Consider the following 20,733-nt stretch of genomic DNA (forward strand, 5'->3'; position numbering starts at 1 on the left):
TGTGGAAAGGTATTATAAACCTTGCCTGTAATGTGAAAAAGTGCAGATTGAATTTTACAGAAGGAAATACGGTAGAGGATGCAGACCCCACCTCTCCATCTGCATTGAAGGGCAGCACTACCACATCGACTCTTCTCCCGCAAATTATGGTATAAACCTCATCACCCATGCCCACACAGACCACTACGGACAGAGGAACATGAATAACAGCAAAGCGGTGGCAAGCAAAGAGACCGCAGCAATACTTGAGGCCTACACAGGTAAGAGGTTTTCAGGTGCTGTTTTTGAAGTCGGGAGCAGGATGAAAGTTGGAAAGGTCAGGATAAAAACCTACCCGACGTACCACATGCACGGCTCGACGGCTTTCTACTTCAAGGAGAATGACGTTCTGGTTACGGGAGACGTTAAGGATTACTCGAAGCTACCGAAATGCAGTGTTCTTGTTACGGAAGCTACCTACGGCCACCCTTCCCATGTTTTTGAGGAGGAGATTGATAAGCTCGTAAAAATTGCATCTGAGAAGCCCGTTTTCGGCGCTTACCCCATCGGAAAAGCTCAGAGGGTTGCAGAAATTCTCCAGGAGGAAGGGTTCGGCTTCTCTGCTGAGGAGCAGATTGAGAGGATTTGCAAAGCTGTTGGTCTGAAACCCTCAGACGGGCCACTCATAGCCTCTCCAAGAAACCTTCCACGCTACGGAGGGGGGTACGTGCTCACCGCCCAGAGATTCTATAAGTGGCCGAGGATAACCATAAGCGACCACCTCGACTACAAAGGCATCTTGGAGATGATAGAACACTGCGAGCCTGAAGAGGTTGTTTTTTACCACGGGAAGCCGTCAAAAAAGCTTCTGGAGGAGTTAAAAATTGAAAGAATTGCCTGCAGAACTCTAAACGACATTGAGGCGGTTTAAGATGGGATGTGTTCAGGCGGCCTGACAGCCTTGAGCTTTATAGCCTCCTGCTCACACCCCACAACACACACGCCGCATCCAAAGCACTTTTCCTCGTCAACCTTTGCAACGTCTTCGATTGTGATAGCTTCGAAGGGGCACCTCTCCTCGCAAACACCACAGGCTATGCACATGTCCTCATCAACATATGCGAGGTACCTGCTTTTCTCAAGCATGCTTCCAATAGGCACATTGCCATACTTTGCCGAAAGGAAGAACTCACAGCAGTCATCACAGCAGTTGCAGTTAACAGTAACCCTCCTGTCCACGATTTTGCCCGTGTTAGGCCATGTATGCACTAAACCATCCTCCTCGGCCCTCATGATTATCTCTATCGCCTCATTTACTGTAATCTCCTTCCCCGATCCTCTGGTGATAACATACTCAGCCCCCCTACCGAACTGGATGCAGTGCCAGAGGGACATCTCATCCGTGCGCTTGCATCCGTCTCCTGTAAGATAAGTAACGTTTCTGCAGGAACACGGAACAACGGCGATCTTCTCCTGAGCCTTTATCATCTCAACGATATTCTCCTGCGGAAGAACATCTGGCAAATCTTTTATCGCTCCGTAAGCTGGAATAACTCTCCAGACCTTGAAGTCAGCCAGTGCAAGCAACTGCCCCATCTTCGCATGTGCTTCCTTCTCGCCGAACTCCTTCCACATCCTAGCATACTCAGGGTCCTTCATGTGGACGGAAGCGAGGGTAGCATCGTGAAGCTGAACTAAATCCTTTGCAAACCTGTAGTAGTTCCTGTTCTGGAAGTCCTTCGGAAAAACAACCCCCTTGAAAAAGAGATTCTCAAGAATCTCCTTAACCCTCTCAACGTCCATTCCCAGCTTCTCTGCAACCTCTTCAGGACTTCCCGGAAGTGCTGCAGCAACCTTCGCCTCCTCCTCGTTCATGAGATATTCCAGAATTTTTCTGAGTCTCTCAGATTCTGGAAACCCAAGTCTCGCCATCAAAATTTCGTAGCTCATGAAAAAAATTAGTCAAGTTTTACTATTTAAATCTAATCCAAAAGGCGTGCTACTTCGTTGGCAAACTCCAGCGTTTTAAGGTAGCCACCAAGGTCAGGAGTTTTCTTTCCTCCCTTAATCGCCTTCTCTACCGCAGCCTCAACCTTCTTGGCCTCCTCAACGTAGCCAAAGTGGCGCAGCATCATGCAGGCTGTGAGAATCATGGCTGTGGGGTTTGCTATGCCCTTCCCCGCAATGTCGAAGGCAGCACCGTGAACAGGTTCAAAAATGGCGGACTTTTCTCCAACGTTGGCTGAAGGAGCTAAACCAAGCCCTCCAACAAGTCCAGCAGCCAAATCCGAGACGATGTCGCCGAACATGTTGGTTGTGACTATCACATCGAACCTGAAGGGGTCCATAACCAGGTACATGCATGCTGCATCGATGTAGTAGTCATTGAACTCGATGTCCCCATACTCCTTAGCAACCTCCCTGCAGACGTCCCTGAAAAGGCCGCAGGTCCTCTTCATGACGTTTGCCTTGTGCAAAGCTGTGACTTTCTTTCTCCCCTCTCTTTTGGCCAGCTCAAAGGCGTATCTCGCAATCCTCTCTGAAGCTTTCCTTGTGATTACTCTTACAGCCTCAGTAACGTCTCCAAACTCAAACTCGAAGCCCAAGTAAAGGCATTCGGTGTTCTCCCTAACCACTACAATATCCAATCCGGGATAAAGGCACTCAATGCCCTCAATGGCCTTTGCCGGCCTCACGTTTGCGAAAGTTTCAAGCTCTCTCCTCAACCTGACTATCACATCCGCAGCAGTCTCTCCAGCAGCCCCGAACAAAACCGCATCGCTCTTCTTGCAGGCCTCAAGCGTCTCATCGGGGAGGGCTTTGCCGTACTTCTCCAGCGCCTCGTCTCCTGCCTCATAGTAGCTGTACTCAAATGGGAGGTCGAGTTTCTCGAGGATGAGCATCGCAGCCTCCATTACCTCCTTGCCAATCCCGTCTCCAGGAATGACGACTATTTTCTTCATGCTTTCTCCCTCAGGCTTTTTGCAAACTCTACCAGCCCGCCTTTATCGAGAATCTCCTTCAGGAAATCAGGCAGCGGGTTTATGGAGTACTCCTCACCCTTTGTCTTGTTGTAAATCACACCTTTCTCGTAATCAACTTCCAGCTCATCGCGGTCATCTATTCTGTCCACATCCTTGCACTCCAGAACCTTCAGACCTATGTTGATGGCATTTCTGAAGAAAATTCGCGCGTAAGACTTTGCAATCACCGCTTCAATTCCAGTTGCCTTCAAAGCCAAGGGTGCGTGCTCTCTGCTGCTCCCACAGCCGAAATTCTCACCAGCTACTACAAAATCTCCTTTCTTAACCTCTCTGGCAAACTCAGGGCGCAGATTTTCAAAAACGTGCTTTGCAAGCTCCTCGGGTTCGTTGATAACGAGGTACTTTCCCTGTATTATGACATCAGTGTCAATGTCATCTCCGAACTTCCAGGCTTTTCCCATGAGCTAAGTTGGGGCAGAATTAAAAAATCTTTCAGATGAAATGACTCGGACTCAGAAGTGTCACCACCACCGCAGTTAGAACGCCAGCGAGAAACATTCTGAAACCGCTCACGAACACGTTGAACTTGGCCGACCTCCCCATTACAGCGCCTAGGATAAAAAGGCTCGCGAATCCTATCGTCACGGCAGCTATAAAGGCCTCTTCAAGCGGCATGAAAGCGTAGGGGATTATGGGGAGTATTGCGCCTATAATCGGGGCTATCCCGTGAATGATTGACGAAACGTAAGCCGCAAAGCGATGTGCCCTGTCTATCGCTGATTCCTTCGAGTTTACAAGCAAAGCCCTCTCCTTCTGATCCCTCATAATTTTCTGCTCTATCCTCTCAGCCTCAAACGCTCCCCAAGAACTCGAAATGCCCAGAGCAAGAGCGGTGGCTACTCCGGCCGTTATAATCAACCTCGCAGAGATCTCACCGGAGAGGTGGGAGCCAATTATGAGGCCTAAAATTGTGAGGACGCCATCAAAAAAACCTATTATAAAGTACCGCCTGGATACAGAGGTTAGGTCTGTTACCTCACTGTAAAGATTGATTCTTTCCCTTATTTTTTTGATTTTGTCTTTCATCGAACTTGGTCTAAAATTTCATCGATGTCAAGGTTCATTAACATTAGCAATTTTTTAGCCTTTGAGTAAGAAACAGGATTGAATTCCTCATTTTTGGCCTTCTTAACGAGTGCTTCAAACTCTCTGCTGCCGAGTGTCTCTTTCAAAAACTCAATGAAATCGTATTTACCAAGAACATCAACGTTCTGGTGAGATACAAAAGAGTGCGAGTTGAAAATCATCGCCTTGTGCTTCCAGCACTTCTCACACTCTGAAACGAGGATTTTCTCTGAATCTCTAGTAAACCAGAATCTCTGGTACATCACCCCGCCGCACTCACAAAATCCACCGAAAAGCTGTTCCTCTACCTCTTCGCCATTAACTCCTAGGCCGTCTATTATGAGCTTCTTTAGTGGCTCAATCAGCTTTATCATATCAGACTGGTACGACCTTTTTCACTTCGGGAACTTTGGTTCTGAGATACCTTTCGACGAAGGATGTGAGTGTAATCATTGACATCGGGCAGCCACCGCATGCTCCAAGAAGCTGAACCTTGACGGTTCCAGAACCCTCATCAACGTCGACAACCGCAATATTTCCCCCATCTCTCATCAAAGCCGGTCTTATATCTTTTTCGACAACTTCTTCGACTTTCTCTCTTAATGACATATCCTCTCTTCGCCTGACAGAAATAATAAGTTTTTTGGTCTCCCATTGTGAGGTTCATTATTTTTGGGATAGATATTATTATAATTTTTTAATGCAAGTAATGTGGAAAATATAGAATTAAATGATAAGTACCAAAATTTAAAAATTAAGATTTCCTCACTATCCCGATTCTCACTTTCTTGCCTTCAACATTCCATTCCTTCACGTATCCTTCAGCATTGCCGAAAATCAGCTCCTCCGACCTTGTCTCGCTCTTTATGTATTCCTCCCATCCCTTAACGAGCTCTGGATCCATCTCCACAGTCGTATGTATAAACTCCTCCACATCCAGATCAAGCTCCTTCCTCATCTCCTGGATTCTCCTTACAATCTCCCTGGCGTACGCTTCTTTCATTAGCTCATCGTCGAGCTCCTTGTAGATGTAAACGACCCCTCCCGGGAACTCTGCATACTCGTATCCATCAGGCAGCCTGTAATCAACGAGAAGTGCCTGTTTGGGATCAAGCTCCTCACCCTCAAAAACCAGCTTTTCGGGAATTTCCTTCAGTGAAGCAACGTACTTGGCAAACTCTCCAGCTTTTTCCTTCAGCAAAGGCCCGATGTACTTGTAGTCCGGCTTTATTTCAATCTCTTTTTCAAAGTTGTCTACAACTCTGATTTTCTTCACGTTGCACTGGCTCAAAATGATCTCCTCAAGCATTTCCACTGCTTCCCTGACTTTTTCGCTTGATGTCTCAACAACAAGCTCTCTTAACGGCCACCTCAGCTTCCTCTTCGCCTTGTTCCTCGCATTCGCTGCAGCCTCAACAATGTCCTTCGCGATGTCCATAGCCTCCTCAAGCTTTCCGTCTATCATCTCCTCTTCAGGCTCAGGATAGCTTTCCATGAAAATAGACTCCTCTCCGTCCCTGAATCTCTTTACGACATGCTGGTAGAACCACTCGGATATGAGGGGCGCGAATGGTGCAATAACCCTCAAAGACCTGTCTATAACTCTGAACATGGTGTAGTATGCCGCAATCTTCGAGGGAGAGTCTCTCTCCTCCCAGACTCTCGGCCTAATAATCTGGATGTACCACCTGCTGAACTCCTCAACAAAGAAGTCGAAGAAAGCCCTAACAACTCTGTGAACCTGATACTCCTCCATTGCCTCATTTGCCTCCTTTATGAAGCTTTCCAGCTTTGACAGAATCCATCTGTCCTCTATCTTCAACTCCCCCTTCTCACCGAACCTGTAATCATCCAGGTTCATGTAGGTGTAGGCGAACCTTATGGCGTTCCACACGACGTTGAGCATTCTGTTTATGTTCCTCGCCTCCTCCCAGCTGAACCTTAGGTCTTCCCATGGAGCCGAGTAGAGCACGTAAAGCCTGAAACCGTCAACACCAATCTGGCTGACAACCTCTTCCGGCTCAACAACGTTGCCGAGGCTCTTGCTCATCTTCCTTCCCTGCTCGTCCAGCGTGAAGCCGTGCATCAGAACTGTCTTGTACGGAGCCCTATCGAAGCAAACCACAGAGGTGCCAAGCTGGGAGTAGAACCAGCCTCTCGTCTGGTCATGCCCCTCTGTAATGAAGTCCGCAGGCCACAGCCCCTCAAACCTCTCCTTCCTGAGCGGATAAGCTATGCTGCCCCAGCTCGCAACTCCGCTGTCGAACCATACGTCAAAGACATCAGGAACTCTTCTCATCTTCCCTCCACACTTGCAGTCGAAGGTTACTTCATCAATCTTCGGTCTGTGTAAGTCGAGGTCGCTCTCCCACTCGATTTCCTCAATGCTGCCGACAACTTTCATCTCCCCACATTTCTCGCATATCCAGACCGGAATCGGGATTCCCCAGTAACGCTGCCTGCTTATGCACCAGTCCTTGGCGTTGCTCACCCAGTCCTTGAACCTCGCACTTCCCGCCCACTCCGGTATCCACTTTACCCTGTCTATTTCTCTCAGCATCTCATCCTTCAGCTCCGAAATCCTGATGAACCACTGCTCGGTGGCTCTGTAGATTATCGGCGTCTTGCAGCGCCAGCAGTGACCGTATCTGTGAACAATCTTCTCTTCAGCAAGCAGCAAGTCCTTGCGGTACAAATCGTCAATTATTTCATCGTTCGCCTCCCTTACGTGCTTTCCAGCATATTTGCCAGCTTCCTCAGTGTAAACCCCTCTGTCGTCAACCGGATTGAACACTTCAAGTCCCTTCTCCACACCTAGCTCATAGTCCTCAACACCGTGCCCCGGAGCTATGTGAACACAACCGGTGTTCTCTGCCGTGACAAAGTCAGCAAAGAAGACCTGATGCTTCCAGTTTTTCTGGATAGGAACTTCCTCAGCCAGAGGATGCTCGTATTCCAGCCCCTCTAAATCCTCACCAAGGTAGGTTTCAACAACCTCCCAGGCGTCGTAATCTCCCTTGCCGAGAACAGAGTCGGCAAGCTCTTTTGCTAGTATCAGGTATTCAACCCTTCCGTTTTTCACCGCTCTAAACTTTGCATATTCGAGGGAGGGGTGGACGGCAACGGCCATGTTTGCTGGTAGCGTCCACGGGGTGGTTGTCCAGATGACTATGTAGGTGTCTTTCTCACCCTTTACCGGGAACTTGACGTAAATGGACGGGTCTTCTTCATCCCAGTACTCAACCTCTGCATCTGCCAGTGCTGTTTCACAGCGGTAGCACCAGTTGACAACCATCTTCTTCCTCTCAAGCAGCCCTCTTTCGTAAGCCCTCTTTATCGCAAACCACGCTGCATTCATGTATTCGGCCTTTATTGTCATGTACGGCCTGTCCCAGTCCATCCACACTGCGAGGTTCTTGAACTGCTCGGTCATCGCATCTTTATTGGCCAAGGCGTAGTTCATGCACTTCTCGATGAACCTGTCGATTCCAAAGCTCTCTATATCCCTCTTCGTCCTGAATCCGAGCTCCTGCTCAACCTTGACCTCGATTGGCAGACCATGCATGTCCCAGCCGGGCGTGTCTGTTGGGGCGAAACCTGACATCCTCTTGTATCTCAGTATCGTGTCCTTCAGAACCTTGTTCCAGGCTGTACCGAGATGTATTCTGCCTGTTGTGTAAGGAGGACCGTCAACAAAGTAAAATTTCCTCCCTTTCCTCTCTTTAACCTTCCTGTAAATTTCGTTATCCTCCCAGAACTTGAAAATCTCTGATTCCACATTCTTAGGTGAGTATTTAGCGGGAAGCATGAAACCAAAACTGCTCGTAGATTAAAAAAGTTACTTGAAAGCTTTAATACTCCCTTCACCATCTACATTATGGACGTTGTCATCTACGGATTCGGTCCGATTGGTAGGGCTATTGCCCAGTGCTGTGTAAAGAGAGGATACAATGTTCTTGGAGCTGTAGACATCGACCCCGAACTCAAAGGAAAGCGACTTAGCGATTTTGGTATCGATTCTGATGGGTTCGTGAAAGACAGCCTCGATTTTGAAGGAGATGTTGCCTTTATTTGCACCAGCTCGTATCTCGACAAGGTTTATCCGCAGATCGAGGAGTGTTTAAATAAGGGTTTCAACGTTTTGAGCACGTGCGAGACGTTAAGCTACCCTTTTTACAGATATCCTGAGCTTGCAGGGAAAATTGACGAAATTGCTAAAAAGTACGGGAAGACTGTTGTTGGAACGGGCATAAACCCTGGATTTCTGCTCGATGCTCTTGTGATTACTCTTTCGGCCACATTTGCTGAGGTTGATAAGATTAGAGCAGTGAGGAGCATAGACGCGCTGAAGAGGAGAGAGCCCTTCAAGAAGAAGGTTGGAATCGGTCTCGATCCTGATGAGGCTGAAAAGATGCTGAAAAACGGTGAGATTACAGGACATGTGGGTTATGCTGAGTCAGTTCTTCTGATATCAAAATCGCTGAGCTTCGAACCGGATGAGGAGAGAGAGGGGCAGAGATTTGTAACTGGAGAGAATGGCAAAGTTATCGGAGCTATCGGATTCGGAAGCGCTCTTAAGCAGGGGGAGGAAAGGATAAGGGTGGAGTTTCACGCCTATGCAGGGGCAGAGGAGTATGAAGAGATAACCATAGAAGGAGATAACAGCATAAAATGGAGATCAACAGGGACCAAAGGAGACCTCGGCACGGCAGCGGTGCTCGTGAATCTTGCAGAGTGCGTTGTTACCTGTGAAGCAGGACTCAAAACAATGGCGGATTTAATTCCATTCAGATCAAAAATAAAAAATTAAATTAATCCTTTTTCTTTATAGTACTTCTCCGCTCCCGGATGGAGTGGAATTGGCATTCCCTCCAGAGCGGTTTCGAGCGTTATGTCTGCCGCCCTCTTGTGAGCAGCCTCAAGAACGTCTCTGTGCTCAAAGATTGCTTTTGTAACCTCATACACGAGGTCTTCTGGAAGATCAGCATTGGTTGCGAGCATCGCAAGGACTGCAACTGTCTTCACATCCTCATCAACACCCTTGTAGGTTCCGGCGGGAATTGAGACCTGGGTGTAGAAGGGGTAATCCTCTTTAAGCTTCTGGTATATCTCATCTGGAACCTCCACAATGGCTACATCCCTCACAGCAGCGATGTCGCTTACAGCAGCGGTTGGGATTCCAGCAACGATAAATCCAGCATCTATTGTTCTATCCTTGAGAGAATCCGAGACCTCCTTGAAGTCCAGATACCTTATATCAGTGTTGGACTCATCAATTCCAGCAGCGTTCAGAATCTGCAACGCATCAACAGCCGTTCCGGAACCGGGAGCGCCAACAGCTACTCTCTTTCCTTTCAGGTCATAGATAGTCTTTATCCTGCTCTCCTTCAAGGTCACTATCTGTATTATCTCAGGATAAAGTGTTGCAACCCCCCTCAGCTTGTCAACCTTAGCGTCTTTGAACATCTCAATGCCATTGTAAGCATAGTAGGCAACATCGTTTTGCATGAGACCGAACTCCGCCTCAAGGTTGCCAACTTTTCTTGCGTTGACAACCGAGGCACCGCTTGTCACGGCTGTAGCTTTGATTCCCGGAGCGTAGTCTGTTATGGCCTTGGCCATAGCTCCTCCAATTGGATAATATGTTCCTGCAGACCCTCCGGTTACAATTGTTACTTCCTGCACCTCAGCCACAGTTGTCGTAGCTTCTGGTGTCGTAGGTGTTTCAGTCTGCTGAGCGCACCCAAGAATTAGCACGGATACCAGTGCCAGCAAAAAAATCCATCTTTTCATTCAACCCACCTCATTATTAATACTGTAATACTGTTTTAAAAAGATTCCTGCAAAAATTACGAAACCAATTATCTTAGACATCCAGTCGGGAATGAGAAGAAGTATACCCGCACACAAGGAAACAACCCTCATCGTTCTGCCAATGGATCGGAGAATGCAGCCGATTGTTCCTGCATTTATCGCCATTATACCCAGCATGACCGAGATGACGATTAGAATGAGATTTAGAACGTCAGCAGATGTTTTAACACCAATAAGCAGCAATGCCGGAGTGAATATGAAAAGGTAGGGTACAAGATATTTGCCTATCCCTATCTTTACTGCATTTATTCCGGTCTTCCAGGGATCACTACCAGCTATTGCGGAGCCAGCGTAGGCTGCAAGTGCCACCGGAGGTGTGAGGTCGGCAGCTACTCCAAAGTAGAAAACAAACATGTGTGCGGGAAGAACGAGTTCAGGATATGTCTCCAGAAAATCAATGACATCCATACCGTATCCCTTTGCCATGAAGGTTATTATCGCCGGTGCTGCAATCGTGCTTGTAATAATGTAGTTGGCAGTTGTTGGAACACCCATTCCCAAGACGAGAGACACAAGCATCGTAAGCAGCAGGATTATTAGCAGGTATCCGTGGGAGAGAGCTATGGCAGAAGCTGCTATTTTGAATCCGAGACCTGTGAGAGTTACCACCCCTACTATTATACCTGCAGATGCACATGCCATCGCAACCGTTGCCGCGCTTCTCCCGCCATGCTCAAGGGCGGAGAGAATGTTCAGCAGAGACATTTTCAGCACTTCTGAAAGAGGATATCTCGAATCTTTCGGTCTTCTGATGTTTTTAACAACTGGTTCGAGAACCATTATTACAATTACTGCGTAAATGGAGTAAACTGCAGCAAGAATCGGCGTGTAGCCGTTCACAAGCATGTAGATTATTATAAAGAGAGGGATCAGGTAATACCATCCTCCTTTTAAAACTTGAAGTGGGGAGGGCAATTCTTCCCTTCTCAGACCCCTCAGGTTCTCCTTCCTTGCCTCAAAATCAACGGCTGAGAAAACTCCAAAGAAATAGAGAAAGGCTGGGATTATGGCGGCATAAACAATGTTGATGTAGGGCATTCCCACGAACTCCGCCATTATGAAAGCGGCAGCACCCATGATTGGCGGCATTATCTGCCCTCCGGTTGATGCGGCCGGCTCAACCGCACCGGCAAATTCTGGTTTGTATCCAGCCCTCTTCATCAAGGGAATCGTGAAAGCTCCGGTTGTGACGGTGTTTGCCACAGAACTGCCTGATATTGTCCCCATGAGTGCCGAAGATACCACTGCTGCCTTAGCCGGCCCACCGACCATCCATCCTGTAAGCGAAAAGGCGAGGTCGATGAAGAACCTTCCGGCACCTGATTTTTCCAGAAATGCTCCAAATATGACGAAAAGCACCACGAAACTGGATGAAACAGCTATTGGCGTTCCGAATATCCCCTCCTTGGTGTAGTAAAGGTGCTCAAGAATCTCAGTCCACTCGTAGTCCGGGTGGGATAGAGGACCTGGTAGTGCAGAACCGAATTTAGCATACAGTATGAATGCGATGGCCACCACAACCAAAGCGGGATTAATCGCCCTTCTCGTGGCTTCCAGAACGAAAATCACAGCCAAGAAGGCAATCAAAAAGTCAAATGGTGTAAATCCTATTGCAGCTCTGAAAAGAATTTCCCGGTAGTTCATGGCAAGATAAAAGGCTACGTAAAATCCGATCAGCGCTAGGATGAAGTCATATACGGGAATCTTATCCTCAACCCTTTTTTTCGTAAGCGGAAAAATTAGGAAGGATAGAGCAATGGCAAATGCAAGATGGATGGATTTAACGATGTCGTGCTGCAGTAGCCCGGTGAATGAGCCATTAACGACATGGAAGGTTGAGAACATTATCGCTACAATCGAAACTATTAACGCATATACACCTTTCAAATCCCTTTCATGGAGGAACTTCTTTTCAAGGTCTGTCACATCAATGCTTTCCTCATTCATCGCACCACCTGTGAAACATGGTCATCAGAGGGTTCTTCTTAACAACTCTTATCTCAACGATGCCTCCAAATTTATCCAAGCTTATATTAAAGCTACCACCCTCCAAGGCAAACCTGTTAAAGGGGCTTGTTGCAATCCTGAGGACATTCAAGCGCCTTTCAATTCTGTATTCAAACCACTCGTCCCCTTTATAGCGCACTATTGAAAAGTTTTTCTCGGTACTTGGCAGCCCCCATCCTGCAGACTTTACGAGCGTTTTGTAAAGAGATAGAGAGGTGTCGCAAACCCTGTAGAAGTCAATTTCCTTTGAGAGTTCGACTGAATGAATGAATGACACGGAGAAATAGTCAGGAGAAGGAATTAAACAGCTTTCTCTATCGCCTGAGATTTGCAGATACGTTTTCTGGAAGGGGAGGATTATCAAGGAGAAGGCTATCAAAGCTACAAAAATCAATAATACGATTACTTTCCTTGCCACCTCCTTCAGCACCTCCTAAGATGCTCTTCATCACCGAAAAACAGCACAATAGCGAGGCTGACAATTTGAAACCATAGACTCGAATGAAGGCTGGGAGTGACAAGCCAGTAACTTCTCATGATTCCTGATTTACTGAGAATAAGTTAAGCTTTTTGTCAGATGAAATACACCCGGATGAAATTAACGATGAAATTAACCATCTACTTTCTACCATATAGATCAAAACTCCTGTATAGCTCTCTCCTAAACTCTGCAAATTCCTGCGAAGCTCTATCCCTCGGCTTTGGTAAGCTAACTTCGACAGTTCTGATAACTCTGGCCGGGCGTGGTGAAAGTATTACAATCTTGTCTGCAAGATAAACCGCTTCATCAATGCTGTGAGTGACGAAAACAACCGTTTTTCCCCCGACAATCCTCAAAAGCTCTTCCTGCATCCTTTCCCGCGTCCTCGCATCAAGGCTGGCGAAAGGCTCGTCCATGAGAAGCAGGTCGGGATTTACAGCCAGTGCCCTTGCAATCCCGACCCTCTGCCTCATTCCACCGCTGAGCTGCTTTGGATAGTAGTTCTCGAATCCTTTCAGACCAACAAAATCTATTATCCTCCTCACAACCTCTCCATCCTCAATCCCCATAGCTTTCAGGGCAAATTGGATATTACCGTAAACCGTCTTCCAGGGCAGTAGCCTGTCGTCTTGGAAAACGAAACCCATCCTGTTCACACCTTTAAAATCCACCCTACCCTCGTCTGGTCTTTCGAGTCCTGCTATTATCTTAAGGATGGTCGTTTTTCCACATCCGCTTTCCCCAATGAGGCAGACGAACTCCCCCTCTTCAACGCTGAAAGTAACTCCATCAAGAACTTTCAGGTTTCCGTAGCTTTTCTTAAGCCCCTCAACCGTCAGCGCCATGGCATCACCAGTTTTTCGGCTTTCAGCAGTAGAGTGTTCATCAAATAGCCTATTACTCCTATCATAGCCATTCCTGCCACGATTTCTGCAGTTCTCCCTCCAACTTCATACATGACCATTATGAAGTATCCGAGTCCCTCTCCTGAAGTGGCGATCATCTCGGCTGCAATTATGCTCATCCATCCAACACCTAACCCTATCCTGACTCCGCTCACAACTCCCTGGAGGGAGTGGAGGAGAACTATGTCCCTTAGTATGAGCCTTTCAGGAGCCTTGAAAACTCTGGCCATCTCCAAAAGCTCTTCAGGAACGTTTCGTGAGTAATCGAAAACAGAAACGAAGCACGGGAAGAACGCTCCCACAAAGACGATGAAAATTTGCGACACCTGAACGGTGTTCGGCAAGGGAGCGAAGATGACATAGGCAAGAGGTATCCAGGCCAGAGGTGGTATGGGGCGGAGAGCCTCAACCATTGGCGTTACAATCTCCGCAAGGGTTCTGTTCAAGGCTGAAACTATTCCAAGAGGGATTGCTATTGAGAATGCAAGCAAGGAGGCTGTGAGAACTCTCAAAAGACTTGCAGCAGCATGCTGAACAAGGGTTTTGCCGAGCACCGGCTCAGAATTAAAGAGCAGAATGAAGAATGTTTCCGCAACTTCGTGGGGGTGAGGTAGCTCGGTAAATGCGGAAACAAGATACCAGAGAAGGATAAGAAGGATTGCGCCCTTCAGCCTCATGTTGTTATCTCCAGTCCCGCCTCTTCAGCAGCAATTCTCAGCAGAAAGTCCTGCACAGTGCCGAATCCCGGTATGGCGACTTTCTTTCCTGCTAATTCCTCTATGCTGTTCACGTCTTTCGCTACTATTGCAGAGCCCTCATTGTTCGCCCCCGCAATAATGCTGATTCCAATGTTGTCATTAACCCTTTTTAGAGTTGCGGGCGCTCCTCCAAGATATCCCGCGTCAATCTCCCCGTTCTTGAAACCCTCCATCTCCATCACACCATTCGCAAACTCCTTTGCCTCAATCTGCAATCCAACCTGCTCGTAGTAGCCCTCCTTCATTGCCACATAGAATGCAAGCTGGTGAAGGTCGGCGGTTAAATACCCCACCCTTACTTTTTTGTTTACCTTCTCCGGAACCCAGCTCTCATTCTCCTTCAACTTTTCCAGGACAATGCTGTAAAACTCGCTGTACAAAAAGTCCTTCAAAAACTCTTCTTCGCTGTCATATCCAAGATCTTCTGGCTTTTTGGTCAGATATCCGCCCTCTTCAAGTTCTTGATAGTATTTAACAAACTCCTCCTTGTCCGGGTACTCGACAAACTTTATCCTCTTCATAGCCTCCTTTACAACCCCTATATCTTTTCCAGTGAACTCTGAAGCATATTCAAGAACTTTTTCTCTGTTGTCCTCCGAATTTATGAACCTCGTCGCCTTAACATGTGCCCAGACGAGAGCAACGGCAATATCCCTGTTAGATTTGTCCGATATTGCGACAACGCAGCACGGGTGGTTCGGCCATATATCATGTGAGGTAGATATTATATTTCCATAACCATTCGCAACAGCCTCACTTACAAAGGGCTCCCACGCAACGAAGGCGTCAATCTCTCCAAGCTTAAGCTGCTCCACCATATCACGAGGGGACATTGTAACAACCTTGATTCTCCCCTTCCCAACTTCTGCCTGCTGGCATCCGGCGAGGAGTACTGCAAACACCACTGCAAGGGCTATTAACCTTCTCATGGTTTAACATAACTCTACCTGATTATAATCTTTCTCATTTGGCAGGTTACTAACCAAAACAGAAAAATTTTATTTACTAATGCTCTATTTTGGTCATGATATCGAGACTTGCAGAGTGTATAGCGAGGGGTGAGGACTTCGGTAGATGCCTTGAGAGAGTGCTTGCTGAAAAAGGTTTGAAACCTGTAGAATTTGCAAAAAAAGCTGGCATCCCTCAATCAACGCTTTACAAGATTCTAAGAGGTTACAAGCCGAGATATGGTACGCTTGTTAAAATTTTCTCTGCTCTGCGGGAGGAAAAAGGGTTTGTTGCCTTAATTGCTGCAAGATATGTTCTGGAAGATAAGAGATTTGACGAGAGAGTTAGGGTTTACCCTGCCACCACACTCGAAGATGCAATTGTTGCGGCTGTAAGGGCTGAAAAAGATGGGGCAAGAGCAATTATCTGTGCCCCAGTAATCAGCAGCCTCGTCGAAAAGATCGTTGATGTACCCGTAATAACGATAAAGCCGGAAAAAAGCGTTGAAAGGGCAGTCAAGATGGCAATTGAAAAATTCAACCTTTGAGTGTTTCCCTTATGTACATCTTCACACACGCCTTGTTCTCGATGACATGCAGCATGATGAGGACTGCTGCTATAAGGGCAAGGTAAGTGTGGATGTCCTGCCAGAACTGCTTCTGAAAGCCGAAAATTACTAACTGCCCCGCTCTAGGGCCGCTTGGCCAGAAATACAGAATAAAACCAGTTATTGTTGTGATAATCCCGCTGATTATCATCGAGTAAAACAGAAGAATTCTTCTCACCTTTCTCCAGCTCATGATGATATTAAACTCGAAGATTTAATAACATATGGGAAAAGTTTAAATTTACGCAAAATTAGGCAGCAAGGTATGAAACAGCAGGTTGAGGTTAGGCAGCTCAGAGAAGGAGGATATGTGGTTATTGATGACGAACCCTGTGAGATTATCAGTATGTCCGTCAGCAAACCCGGAAAGCACGGCGCTGCAAAGGCAAGAATTGATGCTATCGGTATTTTCGACTCGCAGAAGAGGAGTATAGTTCAGCCAGTAACAGCCAAAATCTATGTACCGATTGTGGAAAGGAAGAGAGCCCAGATAATCAGCGTTACAGGAGGGGTGGCACAGCTAATGGACCTCGAAACATACGAAACTTTCGAGCTCGAAGTTCCTGACGAGCTCAAAGACAAAATGGAGCAGGGAAGAGAAGTCATCTACCTCGAATCTCTTGGAAAAAGGAAAATCGAAAGAATGGCTTAATGCATATCGATTCCTTCTTTTCCCTCTCCAATTGCGATGTTGAGGAGGCTGAATACATAATCTACGGTATCCCATACGATGCAACGCAGTCCTTCAAACCCGGCTCACGCTTCGCCCCCAACGCCATAAGAGAGGCGAGCTGGAACCTCGAATCCTACTCAAATTTATTCGACGTTGAGCTTTCACTGGTTAAAATAGCAGATGCGGGCAACATAAACTGCGATGGGAACTTTGAGCAGATTTTGGAGAGAACTGAGAGCTTTCTTGGTAAATTAAAGGGATTTCCAATAGCCATTGGCGGTGAGCATACGGTCAGTATAGCAGCAGCAAGCAAGTTCAGAAAAGCCTGCTTTGTAGTTTTCGATGCTCACTTCGATTTGAGAGACGAATTTGATGGTGACAAATTCAATCACGCCTGCACTTCGCGTAGAATCTTTGATTCCGGCATGGATGTTGCAATTTTCGGTGTCAGGAGCGGTACCAAAGAGGAGAAAAGGTTTGCTGAGGAAAACGGGATAAAATATCTATACTCCTGGGATTTTGACGTTGAGAGGGCAGTTGAAATAGTTGAGGATTTTGATAAAATCTACGTTTCACTCGATATGGACGCCTTCGACCCCGCCTTTGCTCCGGGAGTTTCAACGCCAGAGCCTTTCGGTTTATCCCTGATAGATTTCCTGAGGTTTTTTGAAAGAGTTGCTGAGAGAGTTGTTGGTTTCGATTTGGTCGAAGTTGTACCCGACTCAAACAAGGTTACACAGACTCTTGCTGCCAAAATCATACTTGAGGTAATTGCAGCCAAGAGTAAAGAAGAAATTCAGCAATAACAATCTTTTTTCATGGAAGTAGAGTCATACTCATTCGGCAGAATCAGGATTGGCGGGAAAGATTACACTTCCGACGTGATTGTTGGAGCCAACTATCTAAAGACGAACTGGTGGAGGAAGGAAGGGCACAGGGTTGTTCTGGAAGACTTAAACGATGTGCTAGGCCTTAAACCAGAGGTCGTTGTTTTTGGAACCGGAGCAAACGGGAGAGTGGTGGTGGATAAAGCGGTTATTGAAAAGCTAAAAAATGAGGGGATAGAAGTTATCATTGAGAGAACCGATGAGGCGGTAAAAACGTACAACAGATTGCTGAAAGAAGGTAAAAAAGTCATCCTTGCAGCCCATCTGACATGCTAAACTTTTTTAAATGCTGCATCTGCCTTATGGCATGTTCAAAAGGGAAACGAAGGACTTCATCAACATTGACCCATTGCAGACTGGAGGAAAGCTGACGGAAGAAGCAAGGCAAGCGTTGCTTGAATGGGGGGATGGCTACAGCATTTGCGATTTCTGCACAACAGGGAGACTTGACGAGATAAAAAAGCCCCCCATACACGATTTCATTCACAAGCAGCTTCCGGAGTTTCTGGGATGTGATGTTGCGAGAGTCACAAATGGGGCGAGGGAGGCAAAGTTTGCCGTCATGCATGCTCTGGCCAAAAAAGATGCCTGGGTCGTTCTGGACGGCAACTGCCATTACTCCAGCTATGTTGCAGCTGAAAGGGCGGGGTTAAACATTGCTTTAGTTCCCAAAACGGACTATCCCGACTACACCATAACCCCAGAGAACTTCGCCCGGACAATAGAAGAGACAAGGAGGAAAGGTGAGGTAGTTCTTTCTCTCATCACGTATCCCGACGGCAACTACGGAAACCTCCCTGACGTGAAGAAAATCGCCATAATCTGCTCCGAATACGATGTCCCACTTCTTGTAAATGGTGCTTACGCAGTTGGAAGGATGCCTGTAAGTCTGAAGGAGATTGGAGCAGACTTCATCGTCGGGAGCGGGCACAAGAGCATGGCCGCAAGCGGACCGGTTGGTGTGCTTGGTATGAAGGAGGAGTGGGAAGACATAGTTCTGAGAAGATCGGAGAAGTACAAGAACAAGGAGGTCGAGCTTCTGGGATGTACGGCGAGAGGAGCGACGATAATCACGCTCATGGCCTCCTTCCCGCACGTCAAGGAGAGGGTTAAGAGGTGGGAAAAGGAGGTTGAGAAAGCGAGAAAGTTCGCAGCTGGAATGGAAGAGCTTGAGATAAAGCAGCTCGGCGATAAACCGCACAACCACGACCTGATGTTCTTCCATGCTGAAGTCCTTTACGAGATATCGAAGAGGGCAAAGGGCGGAAGGTTCTTCCTCTACAGGGAACTTAAATCCAGAAAAATACACGGCATAAAGCCCGGACTGACGAGATACTTCAAACTCTCAACCTACGGGCTCAGCAATAGCGAGATCGACTACGTGCTGAACGCCTTCAGGGAAATAGTGGAGAAGTACTCATGAATTATTAATTATTTTGGCTGCTACTACTACTTAAATTCAGAAGTAATAGTAGTACTCGCCGGCAGCCTTCTGCTCCCTGTCGAGCCTCGAATCCGGCTTGTTTACCCTCGGCCTCTTTGTCTCCTCATCCCTTCTGAATGTTATTCCCAGCTTCGAAAGGAAGAGGTTCATCCCCTCCTTCATCCCTCTCGGTTTTCTCGCTATGCCGTGCCTTCCCGGTTCACCCTCAAAGACCATCAGCCTGTCGCTAACCATGTCTATGAGGTAGATGTCGTGGTCAACAACCAAAACGCTTTTTCCGGTGTTCAGGGCGAATCTCCTTATCACTCTCGCCGCTTCAGTTCTCTGCTCAACGTCAAGGTGGGCTGAAGGCTCATCGAGGAGGTAAAGGTCGGCATCCCTCAGCAAGCAGGCCACTATTGCCACTCTCTGCAACTCTCCTCCGCTTAAATCATCCAGATAGCGGTCCATCAGGTTCTCAAGCATAAGGGGCTTGATAAACTCCGTTTTGTAGTAGGAGCTATCTATCATGGGGTTAATTTTTCTCAAAAACATTCCGACCTGCATGTTAACGTCAGCTTTGACGTACTGAGGCTTGTAGCTGACCTTCACGTCCAGCTTGACCTTCTTCTCGTCGTCCTCCAACACTCCCGCAAGAACCTTAACGAACGTCGACTTTCCAGTCGCGTTGGAGCCAACGACGCCAAGCACTTCTCCCTGGTAAATCTCTCCCCCCTCCACGTCGAGTCTGAAGCCATCGTAGGACTTTGTGAAGGATGGATACTCCACCAATACGTTCTCTCCGACTCCCTCTCTTGGCTGGAAGACCTCAAACTCGATGGGCTTGTCCCTGATTCTTATGTTCTCCTCCACCAGATAGCCCCTCAGATACTGGTTGATTCCCACTCTAGCTCCTTTCGCGTTTGTAACAACTCCGAACACACCGGGAGTGCCGTAAGTGATGTGAACGAAGTCTGCGAGCATGTCCAGTATTGCAAGGTCGTGCTCAACTATCATAACAGTCCTTTCAGCAGCAAGCTCCTTTATAACCCCAGCAACAGCTATTCTCTGGTAGATATCAAGGTAGCTTGTAACTTCATCGAAGAAGTAGAAGTCCGCATCTCTGAGGATGCATGCTGCAATTGCAAGCCTCTGCAGTTCACCACCACTCAAATCCTTAACGTCTCTTTTTACAGCCTCATTGAGGCTTAGCTTCTCAACAACCTGCTCAAGGATCCCTCTCTCATCAACCCTCTTCAGCAGCTCAATCGCCTTACCGCTGTAAACCTTTGGAATTGCCTCGATGTACTGCGGTTTCTGACTAACCCTTATCTTACCCTCTTTTATACCCTTCAGGTAGTCCAGCAGCTCAGTTCCAGCAAACCTATCGAAGATTTCCTCCCAACTCGCATCCTCTTTGCCGAGATTGGGCTTAAGCCGTCCTGAAAGAATTTTGATGGCCGTGCTCTTTCCAGTTCCGTTCGGACCAAGAATACCCACCACGTAGCCTTTCCTCGGAACGGGCAGGTTGTACAAAACGAAACCGTTCTGCCCATATCTGTGAACTTCCCTGCCTTCAAGCTCCTCAGGCAAACCAACAATCCAGATGGCGTGCATTGGGCACTTCTTGACGCAGATTCCACACCCGACACAGAGATTCTCAGATATAATGGCCTTATCCTCTATCTTTACAGTCTCATCTCCCGTCCTTACGCGGGGACAGTACTTCACACACTCCTGCCCGCACTTCTTTGGCTGGCAGCGATCTCTGTCCACCACTGCAATTCTAAGAGCCATCGGTTCTGAGTGGGCGGTTTGCTATTTAAGGTTTGGGCGTTTTTGGATTATAGAACTTTAAATCATGGTTAAGACAACTGGGGAAAGTAAATCAAGATTGTTTCACTTAGAGTTGAGAGAAGCTTTTTCACCTTTCAATTCTATATTGGTCTGATTATCTGTAAATCGCCGAGGCGAAATGGTAGGAATAATTCAGGTCGATCACAAAATCATGATTCGATACGAGAGAGAGGACCTGTCCACTTAACACAAACACCACCTCAATCGGTTGTAGTACAGCATAAA

22 protein-coding genes are annotated in these 20,733 nt (G+C 47.3%); 7 read left to right on the plus strand and 15 right to left on the minus strand.

All coding sequences use genetic code 11. The features are described 5' to 3' along the window. Window positions 1-40 precede the first annotated feature (40 nt). Window positions 41-910 (plus strand): MBL fold metallo-hydrolase, encoded by an 870-nt coding sequence (locus H0Z19_RS03015; RefSeq protein ID WP_290723680.1) that lies wholly within the window; start codon window positions 41-43, stop codon window positions 908-910. Here the strand turns inward: H0Z19_RS03015 and H0Z19_RS03020 are convergent. From H0Z19_RS03020 to ileS, 7 genes are all read right to left on the minus strand, one after another. Next, window positions 907-1,929 (minus strand): 4Fe-4S binding protein, encoded by a 1,023-nt coding sequence (locus tag H0Z19_RS03020; RefSeq protein WP_290723682.1) that lies wholly within the window; start codon window positions 1,927-1,929, stop codon window positions 907-909. The genes H0Z19_RS03015 and H0Z19_RS03020 overlap by 4 nt on opposite strands. A gap of 32 nt (window positions 1,930-1,961) precedes the next feature. Then, window positions 1,962-2,942 (minus strand): isocitrate/isopropylmalate family dehydrogenase, encoded by a 981-nt coding sequence (locus H0Z19_RS03025; protein ID WP_290723684.1) that lies wholly within the window; start codon window positions 2,940-2,942, stop codon window positions 1,962-1,964. Then, a complete protein-coding gene (locus H0Z19_RS03030) occupies window positions 2,939-3,424 on the minus strand; it encodes a 3-isopropylmalate dehydratase small subunit (RefSeq protein ID WP_290723686.1) in 486 nt (161 codons plus the stop codon). The genes H0Z19_RS03025 and H0Z19_RS03030 overlap by 4 nt, the downstream gene beginning before the upstream one ends. 31 nt (window positions 3,425-3,455) lie before the next feature. After that, the gene (locus tag H0Z19_RS03035; protein WP_290723688.1) at window positions 3,456-4,049 is read right to left on the minus strand and encodes a VIT1/CCC1 transporter family protein; all 594 of its coding nucleotides are present in this window, start codon (window positions 4,047-4,049) and stop codon (window positions 3,456-3,458) included. Beyond that, the gene (locus H0Z19_RS03040) at window positions 4,046-4,462 is read right to left on the minus strand and encodes a hypothetical protein (protein WP_290723690.1); all 417 of its coding nucleotides are present in this window, start codon (window positions 4,460-4,462) and stop codon (window positions 4,046-4,048) included. The genes H0Z19_RS03035 and H0Z19_RS03040 overlap by 4 nt, the downstream gene beginning before the upstream one ends. 1 nt (window position 4,463) lies before the next feature. Further along, window positions 4,464-4,697, minus strand: coding sequence for a NifU family protein (locus H0Z19_RS03045; protein WP_290723691.1), 234 nt, complete (start codon window positions 4,695-4,697; stop codon window positions 4,464-4,466). A gap of 145 nt (window positions 4,698-4,842) precedes the next feature. After that, window positions 4,843-7,896: an isoleucine--tRNA ligase gene (gene ileS, locus H0Z19_RS03050; protein WP_290723693.1), complete on the minus strand. Its 3,054-nt coding sequence runs from the start codon at window positions 7,894-7,896 to the stop codon at window positions 4,843-4,845. A 69-nt stretch (window positions 7,897-7,965) separates the two neighbouring features. Between ileS and H0Z19_RS03055 the strand changes: the two genes are divergently transcribed. Then, window positions 7,966-8,898 (plus strand): dihydrodipicolinate reductase, encoded by a 933-nt coding sequence (locus H0Z19_RS03055; RefSeq protein WP_290723695.1) that lies wholly within the window; start codon window positions 7,966-7,968, stop codon window positions 8,896-8,898. Here H0Z19_RS03055 and H0Z19_RS03060 read toward each other — a convergent pair. The 6 genes from H0Z19_RS03060 to H0Z19_RS03085 all read right to left on the minus strand — a co-directional run bounded on the left by H0Z19_RS03060 (window position 8,895) and on the right by H0Z19_RS03085 (window position 15,042). Then, entirely contained in the window at window positions 8,895-9,881 is a 987-nt protein-coding gene (locus tag H0Z19_RS03060; protein WP_290723697.1) for a TAXI family TRAP transporter solute-binding subunit, read from the minus strand. The genes H0Z19_RS03055 and H0Z19_RS03060 overlap by 4 nt on opposite strands. Further along, window positions 9,882-11,909, minus strand: coding sequence for a TRAP transporter permease (locus H0Z19_RS03065; protein WP_290723699.1), 2,028 nt, complete (start codon window positions 11,907-11,909; stop codon window positions 9,882-9,884). Then, window positions 11,902-12,387 (minus strand): DUF1850 domain-containing protein, encoded by a 486-nt coding sequence (locus H0Z19_RS03070; protein ID WP_290723701.1) that lies wholly within the window; start codon window positions 12,385-12,387, stop codon window positions 11,902-11,904. The genes H0Z19_RS03065 and H0Z19_RS03070 overlap by 8 nt, the downstream gene beginning before the upstream one ends. A gap of 200 nt (window positions 12,388-12,587) precedes the next feature. Next, the gene (locus H0Z19_RS03075; protein WP_290723702.1) at window positions 12,588-13,295 is read right to left on the minus strand and encodes an ABC transporter ATP-binding protein; all 708 of its coding nucleotides are present in this window, start codon (window positions 13,293-13,295) and stop codon (window positions 12,588-12,590) included. Beyond that, entirely contained in the window at window positions 13,286-14,032 is a 747-nt protein-coding gene (locus H0Z19_RS03080; RefSeq protein WP_290723703.1) for an ABC transporter permease, read from the minus strand. The genes H0Z19_RS03075 and H0Z19_RS03080 overlap by 10 nt, the downstream gene beginning before the upstream one ends. Further along, window positions 14,029-15,042 carry an ABC transporter substrate-binding protein gene (locus H0Z19_RS03085; protein ID WP_290723704.1) on the minus strand — a complete coding sequence of 338 codons (1,014 nt, stop codon included), beginning with the start codon at window positions 15,040-15,042 and terminating at the stop codon, window positions 14,029-14,031. Before H0Z19_RS03085 ends, H0Z19_RS03080 begins: the two co-directional genes overlap by 4 nt. 95 nt (window positions 15,043-15,137) lie before the next feature. Here H0Z19_RS03085 and H0Z19_RS03090 point away from each other — a divergent pair, with 95 nt between their 5' ends. Further along, the gene (locus tag H0Z19_RS03090) at window positions 15,138-15,608 is read left to right on the plus strand and encodes a helix-turn-helix domain-containing protein (RefSeq protein WP_290723706.1); all 471 of its coding nucleotides are present in this window, start codon (window positions 15,138-15,140) and stop codon (window positions 15,606-15,608) included. Here H0Z19_RS03090 and H0Z19_RS03095 read toward each other — a convergent pair. Continuing rightward, window positions 15,598-15,861, minus strand: a complete 264-nt coding sequence (locus H0Z19_RS03095; protein ID WP_290723708.1) for a DUF4405 domain-containing protein — start codon at window positions 15,859-15,861, stop codon at window positions 15,598-15,600. The genes H0Z19_RS03090 and H0Z19_RS03095 overlap by 11 nt on opposite strands. 72 nt (window positions 15,862-15,933) lie before the next feature. Between H0Z19_RS03095 and eif5A the strand changes: the two genes are divergently transcribed. From eif5A to pscS, 4 genes are read left to right on the plus strand one after another with little or no spacing between them, the layout of a single operon-like run. Next, complete coding sequence (eif5A, locus tag H0Z19_RS03100) at window positions 15,934-16,320, plus strand: translation initiation factor IF-5A (protein ID WP_290723710.1); 387 nt, start codon at window positions 15,934-15,936, stop codon at window positions 16,318-16,320. After that, window positions 16,320-17,147: an agmatinase gene (speB, locus tag H0Z19_RS03105; RefSeq protein WP_290723713.1), complete on the plus strand. Its 828-nt coding sequence runs from the start codon at window positions 16,320-16,322 to the stop codon at window positions 17,145-17,147. The genes eif5A and speB overlap by 1 nt, the downstream gene beginning before the upstream one ends. 12 nt (window positions 17,148-17,159) lie before the next feature. After that, the gene (locus tag H0Z19_RS03110; RefSeq protein ID WP_290723717.1) at window positions 17,160-17,504 is read left to right on the plus strand and encodes an MTH938/NDUFAF3 family protein; all 345 of its coding nucleotides are present in this window, start codon (window positions 17,160-17,162) and stop codon (window positions 17,502-17,504) included. A gap of 31 nt (window positions 17,505-17,535) precedes the next feature. Further along, window positions 17,536-18,651 carry an O-phospho-L-seryl-tRNA:Cys-tRNA synthase gene (pscS, locus tag H0Z19_RS03115; protein ID WP_290723720.1) on the plus strand — a complete coding sequence of 372 codons (1,116 nt, stop codon included), beginning with the start codon at window positions 17,536-17,538 and terminating at the stop codon, window positions 18,649-18,651. A 36-nt stretch (window positions 18,652-18,687) separates the two neighbouring features. On the opposite strand, the gene H0Z19_RS03120 is transcribed toward pscS, so the two are convergent. Beyond that, window positions 18,688-20,448, minus strand: a complete 1,761-nt coding sequence (locus tag H0Z19_RS03120) for a ribosome biogenesis/translation initiation ATPase RLI (RefSeq protein ID WP_290723723.1) — start codon at window positions 20,446-20,448, stop codon at window positions 18,688-18,690. Between the last annotated feature and the right edge of the window lie 285 nt (window positions 20,449-20,733).

Origin of the sequence: Archaeoglobus sp. (genome assembly GCF_017656475.1) — an archaeon.
GTDB lineage: Archaea > Halobacteriota > Archaeoglobi > Archaeoglobales > Archaeoglobaceae > Archaeoglobus.

Coding starts and splice junctions, on each gene's coding strand:
- H0Z19_RS03020 (WP_290723682.1), bottom strand. CDS start 1,929: ATGAGCTACGAAATTTTGATGGCGAGACTTGGGTTTCCAGAATCTGAG.
- H0Z19_RS03025 (WP_290723684.1), bottom strand. CDS start 2,942: ATGAAGAAAATAGTCGTCATTCCTGGAGACGGGATTGGCAAGGAGGTA.
- H0Z19_RS03030 (WP_290723686.1), bottom strand. CDS start 3,424: ATGGGAAAAGCCTGGAAGTTCGGAGATGACATTGACACTGATGTCATA.
- H0Z19_RS03035 (WP_290723688.1), bottom strand. CDS start 4,049: ATGAAAGACAAAATCAAAAAAATAAGGGAAAGAATCAATCTTTACAGT.
- H0Z19_RS03040 (WP_290723690.1), bottom strand. CDS start 4,462: ATGATAAAGCTGATTGAGCCACTAAAGAAGCTCATAATAGACGGCCTA.
- H0Z19_RS03045 (WP_290723691.1), bottom strand. CDS start 4,697: ATGTCATTAAGAGAGAAAGTCGAAGAAGTTGTCGAAAAAGATATAAGA.
- ileS (WP_290723693.1), bottom strand. CDS start 7,896: ATGCTTCCCGCTAAATACTCACCTAAGAATGTGGAATCAGAGATTTTC.
- H0Z19_RS03055 (WP_290723695.1), top strand. CDS start 7,966: ATGGACGTTGTCATCTACGGATTCGGTCCGATTGGTAGGGCTATTGCC.
- H0Z19_RS03060 (WP_290723697.1), bottom strand. CDS start 9,881: ATGAAAAGATGGATTTTTTTGCTGGCACTGGTATCCGTGCTAATTCTT.
- H0Z19_RS03065 (WP_290723699.1), bottom strand. CDS start 11,909: ATGAATGAGGAAAGCATTGATGTGACAGACCTTGAAAAGAAGTTCCTC.
- H0Z19_RS03075 (WP_290723702.1), bottom strand. CDS start 13,295: ATGGCGCTGACGGTTGAGGGGCTTAAGAAAAGCTACGGAAACCTGAAA.
- H0Z19_RS03080 (WP_290723703.1), bottom strand. CDS start 14,032: ATGAGGCTGAAGGGCGCAATCCTTCTTATCCTTCTCTGGTATCTTGTT.
- H0Z19_RS03085 (WP_290723704.1), bottom strand. CDS start 15,042: ATGAGAAGGTTAATAGCCCTTGCAGTGGTGTTTGCAGTACTCCTCGCC.
- H0Z19_RS03090 (WP_290723706.1), top strand. CDS start 15,138: ATGATATCGAGACTTGCAGAGTGTATAGCGAGGGGTGAGGACTTCGGT.
- H0Z19_RS03095 (WP_290723708.1), bottom strand. CDS start 15,861: ATGAGCTGGAGAAAGGTGAGAAGAATTCTTCTGTTTTACTCGATGATA.
- eif5A (WP_290723710.1), top strand. CDS start 15,934: ATGAAACAGCAGGTTGAGGTTAGGCAGCTCAGAGAAGGAGGATATGTG.
- speB (WP_290723713.1), top strand. CDS start 16,320: ATGCATATCGATTCCTTCTTTTCCCTCTCCAATTGCGATGTTGAGGAG.
- H0Z19_RS03110 (WP_290723717.1), top strand. CDS start 17,160: ATGGAAGTAGAGTCATACTCATTCGGCAGAATCAGGATTGGCGGGAAA.
- pscS (WP_290723720.1), top strand. CDS start 17,536: ATGTTCAAAAGGGAAACGAAGGACTTCATCAACATTGACCCATTGCAG.
- H0Z19_RS03120 (WP_290723723.1), bottom strand. CDS start 20,448: ATGGCTCTTAGAATTGCAGTGGTGGACAGAGATCGCTGCCAGCCAAAG.